Raw genomic sequence first — 7870 nt, 5'->3', positions numbered from 1 at the left:
AATTCTTGCTTCCAACTGGGCAACAGATTGGCTAATTTGACGTAAGAAAACTTGCTTGTCGGGTCAGACTGATACCATTCCTTTTGCAACGCCAACGCCTTATTAAAGACGAACCGACACGAACCCGCAAAGCGCGACATTTGCCGTGTTTGCTGGCCGTTGGGTGTCAGTTGAAATTTGAAGGCTTGAAGTCGTTTCATGCGCTCATTATACAAACAGCAAAGCAAACATTGATTTGTTTTTACTTTACAACCGCAACACTAAACCCTAAAACGGCTTTGCCGTTTGCGCCTGATATCCCCGCCATGAATGGCGAGGTTTTACGGCGCAGGGGATAACAACACCAATGCCATTGCTAAGGTTAAACCGGCGGCTGTCCACGGATGTTGTGCCACATGTTGCCACCACAGTTGGCTAAAACGTGATTCGGGATGGAATACCGCACTATCTGTTTTCATGGTCTTGCCCCTGCGGCTGTCTTGATATTGCTATTCAGTGTGGCAGTGATGACAAACCGAGGGAAGTTGTTTTAATTTATCTAAGCAATAGAAAAATTAAAAATCATTGCCTATAGCTATTAACTCGCTGTAAACAACGTTGATAACGGCCTTCGACTCGCTCGGTAAACCATTCTGTGGTGAGACGGCGGCTGATTTTTGGGCTGTTTAATCGAATATACGGCACCACTTCCCGCGCCATTTTGCCTTGGCTGCTTTGATCGGCAAGGCTAAACACACGTTGATACAGTCGAGTTTGTTCAAAGCTATGGCGTTTTTCTTGGGTGAGATCTTGGTCGATGTCTTGTCGTGAGAGCCCCAAGCGATTGGCTAAAGGATAGAGCCGTTGTTGTGTTTGACTGGCTTGGGCGGTGGGCTTGCCATCTTGATAACGCAATAAATCGCCATCGGCCTGCAACGGCTGACCACTTAAACGCGCCACAGCCAACTGAAAAGCGGCATTGCGTGAGGAGTAATGACCGGCATTGAAATCAGCAAAACGATAGCGCATGTGTGAATACGACACCGGATGTTCCAATAAATGGGCGATACCAAAATACAACCCACCACGGCGGGTGAAAGTTTCTTGTCGAATATCTACCCGACCATAGGGATAAGGTTTTTGTCGGACGTGTTCTTGTGCAAAGGCAATACTGACTTGCATTGGGCCGGCAGTTCGAATCGGGTTATTCATCGACAGCTTGTCGCGCACCAAGGGAATGCGCTCCATCATTTCTTCATATAAAGCATTCAGTTCCCGTTCGGTACGCAGGTTATCAATGCGTGCTTTATAGCTGCGGCCATCGCGCGAGGGAATTAACAACGCCGTCTGCACTGCCAACAACGGCACCCCGTAGCGTCCGGCTCGCTGTTCAATTTCACGCCAAACAATTTGGCTGATGCCTGTTACCACTGGTTCGGCTTGCCAATTCGACACTTGCTCGATCACTGCTGCTGTTGCACAAAAATAGTCTGCTCGATAGGGCAGTTTTAAGGCAGTAAACGCTTGTGCCATATCTTGTGCCCATGCGCTACGTTGGCTCACCGATTGCGGAATCACTTTATCTAACAGTTGCCGTGCCTCGGCTTCAGAGGCCGCAGTGGGATAAGGTGAACGTGGCGGCGGTGGGGGGGTGATTGGTATCGCCACTGGCGCGGGTTTGCTGGTTGGCGCGGTGGGTTCGTTGGTCTTGCTGATGATGGGGGCAGGGGAAGGGTCGCCGGTGAATGGTTGTGTAGCACAACCTGCTAATAACCCTATTGTTGAAATGGAGATAACGATTTGTTTTGACACAAAAAACACTTTCTGAAAAAGAAACACTGCAACGGTGCAAACGGTAACGGACAAGCTGAGTTCAACTCAGGCACAATAGCGGCCTTCATTCTGTTTTGGTTTTTTCTCGCATGAATCCTGTTGCTTTATCTCCCAAACCGATCCACAGCTATCGTCCTTATCGTCGCTTATCCCGTCCCGCACCTTTTTTGCCGATGTCACAGCAAGAAATGGCTGAGTTAGGGTGGGACAGCTGCGACATTATTTTAGTGACTGGTGACGGTTATATCGATCATCCTAGCTTTGGGATGGCATTGATTGGCCGTCTGTTAGAGGCACAAGGTTTTCGGGTTGGGATTATCAGCCAACCAGATTGGCACAGTGCCGACGCTTTTCGTGCCCTAGGCCGGCCTAATCTGTTTTTCGGTGTGACGGCAGGCAATATGGATTCGATGATTAACCGTTACACCGCCGATCGTCGCCCTCGTTCTGATGATGCCTATACCCCCGATGGTCTGCCAGACAAACGCCCCGATCGGGCGGTGGTGGTTTATGCCCAGCGTTGTCGTGAGGCCTTCCCCGGCATCGGGGTGATGATTGGCAGTATCGAAGCCAGTTTGCGCCGGATTGCCCATTATGACTATTGGAGTGAAAAAGTTCGGCAATCCGTATTGGTTCATTCTAAAGCCGATATTTTGCTTTATGGCAATGCCGAGCGTGCTCTGATCGAGATTGCGCATCGCGTGGCTGCTGGCGAGAAATTATCCGATATCCGCGATGTGCGCGGCACCGCCTTTATTGCGCCACAGGGTTATTTGCCCGATGGCGACTGGATTGAGGTCGACTCCACCACCGTTGATGCACCCGGACGTGTCGAGCCACATCCCGATCCTTATGCGATGGAACCCACACCCACGGCAAGCGATAGCAAAACGGACAACGGCGAGCAAACCGTTCAGCCGGTACGTTTTATGTCATTAGCTGAGCGTGTTGCCGCACGGCGGGCACAGCGTCACAAAACGGTGGTGCGAATTCCGGCTTTTGAGGCGGTTGCCTACGACCCTGTGTTATATGCCCATGCCAGCCGCACCCTACATATTGAGTCCAACCCCGGTAATGCGCGGGCCTTAGTGCAATTACATGGTGAACGCGATGTGTGGCTCAATCCGCCGCCATTGCCATTAAAAACCGAGGAGATGGATCATGTGTATGGCCTGTCCTACGCTCGCCATCCACACCCTAGCTATGGTTCGGCGCGTTTTCCGGCGTGGGAGATGATTCGTTTTTCGGTCAACATTATGCGTGGTTGTTTTGGTGGCTGTACGTTCTGTTCTATTACCGAACACGAAGGGCGGATTATTCAAAGCCGCTCGGAAGGCTCGATTCTGCGTGAGATTGAAGAAATTCGTGACAAAACCCCCGGCTTTACCGGCCAAATTTCCGATTTAGGTGGGCCAACGGCAAATATGTACCGTTTGACCTGTAAAGATCCAAAAATTGAATCTTCCTGTCGTCGCTTGTCTTGCGTCTATCCCGGGATTTGTGAAAATCTGAACACCGACCACGATCCGTTAATTCGCCTGTATCGCAAAGCACGCGCCCTACCCGGTATTAAAAAAATCACCATCAGCTCTGGCCTGCGTTATGACTTAGCGGTGGAGTCGCCGGAATATATTAAGGAACTGGTAACGCACCATGTCGGTGGTTATTTAAAAATTGCGCCGGAACATACCGAAGCTGGGCCTTTGTCGAAGATGATGAAGCCGGGGATTGGCAGTTATGAGCGTTTCAAGAAATTATTTGAGCGTTTCTCGCGTCAAGCAGGGAAAAAACAGTATTTAATCCCTTACTTTATCGCTGCCCACCCAGGTACCAGTGATGAGGATATGTTGAATTTAGCGTTGTGGCTCAAAGCAAATGACTTCCAGCCCGATCAGGTGCAAACCTTCACCCCCACGCCGATGGCGCTGGCAACGACGATGTGGCATACCGGCCGTAATCCGTTGAAAAAGCTGGCGCGGAGTTCGGAAAAGGTGGATGTGGTGCGTGATGGTTATCGCCGCAAGTTACACAAGGCCTTTTTGCGTTATCACGACCCGAAAAATTGGCCGTTGTTGCGTGAGGCGATTGAGAAAATGGGACGCAGTGAGTTGATTGGCTATGGGCCGGAGTGTTTGATTCCGCCGGCGGATCACCACACCGGTCAACGCCCTCGCCCACCTCGCGCCAACGGCCTGCCGCCTCGGCCAGCGAATAAGGTGCAAATCAAACGCCCCGGCCCCAAACCCCTCACCGCCAGCGCCGCACGGAAACGGGCGCGTTGATTGATTAGTGCGTGACCTTGCGTAGGTTGGCTTGAGACCTAACCTACGCCCAAAATTGTGAAAATCATGAATGGGGATGCATGAAATGAGGAATATGGAACAACAAACTTTTCTTGATATTGAAAATTTAGAATACTTTAGTATAGAGGAAAGTGCAAAGATTCTTGGAGTGTCTAGTGCCACTATAAGAAACTGGGTTAAAACTGGTTATTTAGAGATTATATCAAAAGGTAAAATATCAAGAAATTCAGTAGAAAATTTTGACAAAAAAATATCTGGGGTAGAGAAACTTAATCAAAGAGCAAACAAATCAAAGAAAGACAATCATAATCATGAATATCTTGCAGCTGAGTTTTTAAGAAAAATTGATTTGGGAATTGAAAAAATAGACTCCATGGGCGATTTGTATGAAAGTGGTCTTTCAGACTCCTACAGAAATAAAGAGGGGATTTACTACACACCAAGTTATATTGTCAATGATTTACTTTCTTTAAAAAATCAACTCACTGGAGATGAAACCTTCTGTGATCCATGCTGTGGTTCTGGAAACTTTTTAGTTAGGGCACTAGAGATCGGATTTAAACCTGAAAACATATTTGGTTTTGATACTGATCATGTAGCGGTAGAAATTGCAAAGAGAAGAATACTAGAAAAAACAGGTTATAAAAGCAATAATATAAAATGCTATGATTTTCTTCATCTATCAGTTTCTGAAAAAGCAGGGAGTTATGATTATATTTTTACTAACCCTCCATGGGGAAAAAAAATTGAACAAGCAGAAAAAAAATCAATAAGCAAAATATTAAAGGGTGGTAGTAGCATTGATACTTGCTCACTGTTTTATTTTTGTTGTATTAAATCATTAAATTTAGGTGGTACTTTAGGGCTGTTGTTACCAGAGTCATTTTTTAATGTAGCTACCTATGAAGATGCAAGACTATCAGCACTCATGCTTCAGATTCAACGATTATCCCATTATGGAAAACCATTTAAAGGGATTTTAACTGGAGCTGTTGGGATGGTCATCAGTAAAAAAGATTCTATTCTTGATCAGAATATAGATTGTGTTTACAAAGATAAAAATTTTAAAAGAAATGTAGATTCATTTCGAAAAAACCCCAAATCAATATTTAATATTTCATGCACAGATGATGAGGCTAAAGTAATAGAGCATGTCTACTCAATTCCTTATGTAACTCTTAGAGGTAGAGCACAATGGGGGATCGGTATAGTTACAGGAAATAATAAAAAATATGTAGATAATATTCTAAAAGATGGTCTTATTCCAGTTTACAAAGGCTCAGATATAACAAAATATGGATTAAAGCCAGCATCAACTTATATTCCAAAAGATTTCTCTCTATATCAACAGGTTGCCCCAATTAACTTATATGAAGCGCCAGAAAAATTAATTTATAAATTTATTTCCTCAAACCTGTGTTTCTTCTACGATACAGAGTCTAGGTTTGTAATAAATAGTGCAAATATACTTATAACCGAAAAAGAGTTCCCAGTTTCAATGAAAGTAATTTGTGAACTATTTAATAGCGATTTTATGAACTGGATCTTTAGAAAATTATTCAATACCCATAAAGTTTTGAGAGGAGATCTAGAGTTACTGCCTATTCATGACCAATTTCTTTCAGGGAAAAATTTTATAGAGTCAGAATATCTGACTTCCATCAATGTTGAGAGGACTAACTGTGGAACTTTTAGAATTAAAAAATAGAATAACCACCTCATTTAGCGGTACCGAGGATGATTTAAGAGAAGTTCTAGACTTGATAGAGCAAGATCAGCCTGTGTTTCCGTTTAATGAGTATGAGCATCTCATTTGTAATCTTATCGAAAAGGGTGGTCTTAATTATAATCAATATATTGAAATTAGATCGGAATATATCAGTCAAAACCCGAACTTATGGATTTTTGAAATATCAGCCCCTAGAGGATTTGGTGAGAAATTTGCCCAAACATATGTGAAAGGTAAGTGTTCAAAACTAAAAACCCCATCCAAAAAATTAGACCCAAATTATGCTGGAGAATATGATCTTTGGCTCGACGGAATTACTATTGAGGTAAAAGCATCTAGAGCAGTAGATAGTAATAGTGAAGAACCTCTTTATGTGAAAGCATTAGCAAGAGATACAAACAGGCAATTCATTATGAATTTTCAGCAACTGAAACCGCAATACTGTGATGTATTTATATGGGTTGCCGTCTTTCGGGATGAAATTGTGTTATGGATAATGAGTTCAGATGAGGTTGAAAAAAATCCTTTTTATTCAAAAGGGCAACATAGAGGCAACAAAGGAAACGAAGGGCAGTTGCATATAAAACATGACAAAATCCACTTATTCTCAAAGTATGAGCTTAAGGATGATGATTTGGAGGGGGCAATACGGAAAGCAGCAAAAGGATAATAATCGGCCAAGGTATGCATAAAACCTGCCACCGCCAGTTGAACTTCACTCAAATAATCCGGCCTAGGTTCCAACAAGGCCAAGGCTGTTGGGTTGAGTCCCAATACACCAATCACATGGAATGGCCTTATTCGTAATTTTTACGTTCATGTAACAATCAGATTTAATTGCATAGGTTGGATGACTTTAGTCACCCAACCTTTTCTTTGTTCTATTGCTTCTTTATCTGTCGAATCTGACGAAATCCCGCTGGCAACGGCTTTTCGCGGAAAAAGAGAATAACAGCTCAACCCACACCACGCCCGACAAACGTAAAAAAGCCCGCAGACGCGGGCTCGGGGAGAGGGATTTTTTGGGGGGTTAACCTGAGTTAGGGTGCTTTTGGCATATCATTTATCTCTCTTAGAAAAATTAAATTATTTGGAACACCGATTCTATTTAATATAGCTTGATGATGTTCCTTTTCTGACTCACTATAAAAACTAACATACCATTCAGTGGCTTTAACATTTATAGAGGAAACTAATTGCTTAAAGTAATCAATATCAACATCTGAAATCGAATGTCCCAGAACGTATATGCGTTTTACTTTTGATACTCTCTCAAAAAAATCTTTATTATCCTCAATAATTCTCTTGGTCGGTTTATAGGTTTTCAGAAAATAATCGTCAATTAAGGCATTTGCTTCATAAATACGAGTATCGACATCGACAAAATTTTCTTCCATAACTTCAAAATCAATCTTTGCATTTAGTGGTCTTCTTTTTTCAGGATTCCACGAATGCCCCAGAATTATCTTATCACTTTCAATATCTATGCATCCATGAATATGGTTAACATTCTCAGGCTTAATACAATAAAATTTTTCTAATGTGCTTGTATAGTTAAAATTCAGAAAAAGCCCGTTTAAAGATAGGTAATCAAGTTGACACTTTGAAAAGTTCCCCAAGTCTAATTGGAGTTGCTTCAACCAGTTTGAAAAACTTAATAACATTCTATCTGTTAGCATACAAACTATGTTATTTATTTCGTATTGATAGTTGTGATGATCGGCATCACTCCAATCCTCTGCACTGTAAGAAACAAGAAGACTGGAAAAATCATCCAAGATTGAATCATAATCAAGGTTTGCAAGCGCACATTCCAAGTCGCTCCAATAATCATCAACATTATAATAATTTTCAATTATCTCATATAATTGGCAATCATTTGCTCTTGTAAAATTCTTAAAATCAGAATATCTTGAATTAATACCATGATATATATCAAAACCATTTCCAATAACATACAAAATAGAATTATTCATGATTACCTATAGTAGTAGGGTGGATAAACGCAGTGCATCCACCCAAAACA

At 42.8% G+C, this 7870-nt stretch carries 7 protein-coding genes; 3 read left to right on the top strand and 4 right to left on the bottom strand.

Annotated elements, in window-relative coordinates; all coding sequences use genetic code 11:
- From G465_RS15660 to G465_RS0112215, 3 genes are all read right to left on the bottom strand, one after another.
- On the bottom strand, positions 1-200 hold a 200-nt coding region (locus tag G465_RS15660), incomplete at its 3' end, for a helix-turn-helix domain-containing protein (protein ID WP_022654733.1).
- 120 nt (positions 201-320) lie between these two features.
- Complete coding sequence (locus G465_RS15865) at positions 321-458, bottom strand: hypothetical protein (RefSeq protein WP_022654732.1); 138 nt, start codon at positions 456-458, stop codon at positions 321-323.
- 103 nt (positions 459-561) lie between these two features.
- On the bottom strand, positions 562-1791 hold the full coding sequence (locus G465_RS0112215) for a DUF1615 domain-containing protein (protein WP_027405449.1): 1230 nt from the start codon (positions 1789-1791) through the stop codon (positions 562-564).
- A gap of 110 nt (positions 1792-1901) precedes the next feature.
- Between G465_RS0112215 and G465_RS14715 the strand changes: the two genes are divergently transcribed.
- From G465_RS14715 to G465_RS14710, 3 genes are all read left to right on the top strand, one after another.
- A complete protein-coding gene (locus G465_RS14715; RefSeq protein ID WP_022654730.1) occupies positions 1902-4094 on the top strand; it encodes a YgiQ family radical SAM protein in 2193 nt (730 codons plus the stop codon).
- A gap of 94 nt (positions 4095-4188) precedes the next feature.
- Positions 4189-5823 carry a TaqI-like C-terminal specificity domain-containing protein gene (locus G465_RS0112205; protein ID WP_052165449.1) on the top strand — a complete coding sequence of 545 codons (1635 nt, stop codon included), beginning with the start codon at positions 4189-4191 and terminating at the stop codon, positions 5821-5823.
- Complete coding sequence (locus tag G465_RS14710) at positions 5798-6514, top strand: hypothetical protein (protein WP_052165448.1); 717 nt, start codon at positions 5798-5800, stop codon at positions 6512-6514. The genes G465_RS0112205 and G465_RS14710 overlap by 26 nt, the downstream gene beginning before the upstream one ends.
- A gap of 370 nt (positions 6515-6884) precedes the next feature.
- Here G465_RS14710 and G465_RS14705 read toward each other — a convergent pair whose 3' ends face one another.
- Complete coding sequence (locus tag G465_RS14705) at positions 6885-7820, bottom strand: bacteriophage abortive infection AbiH family protein (RefSeq protein ID WP_022654728.1); 936 nt, start codon at positions 7818-7820, stop codon at positions 6885-6887.
- Positions 7821-7870: the final 50 nt, after the last annotated feature.

It is taken from the genome of Aquaspirillum serpens DSM 68 (assembly GCF_000420525.1).
Lineage (GTDB): Bacteria > Pseudomonadota > Gammaproteobacteria > Burkholderiales > Aquaspirillaceae > Aquaspirillum > Aquaspirillum serpens.
This window is presented reverse-complemented; position numbering and strand designations above follow the sequence as displayed.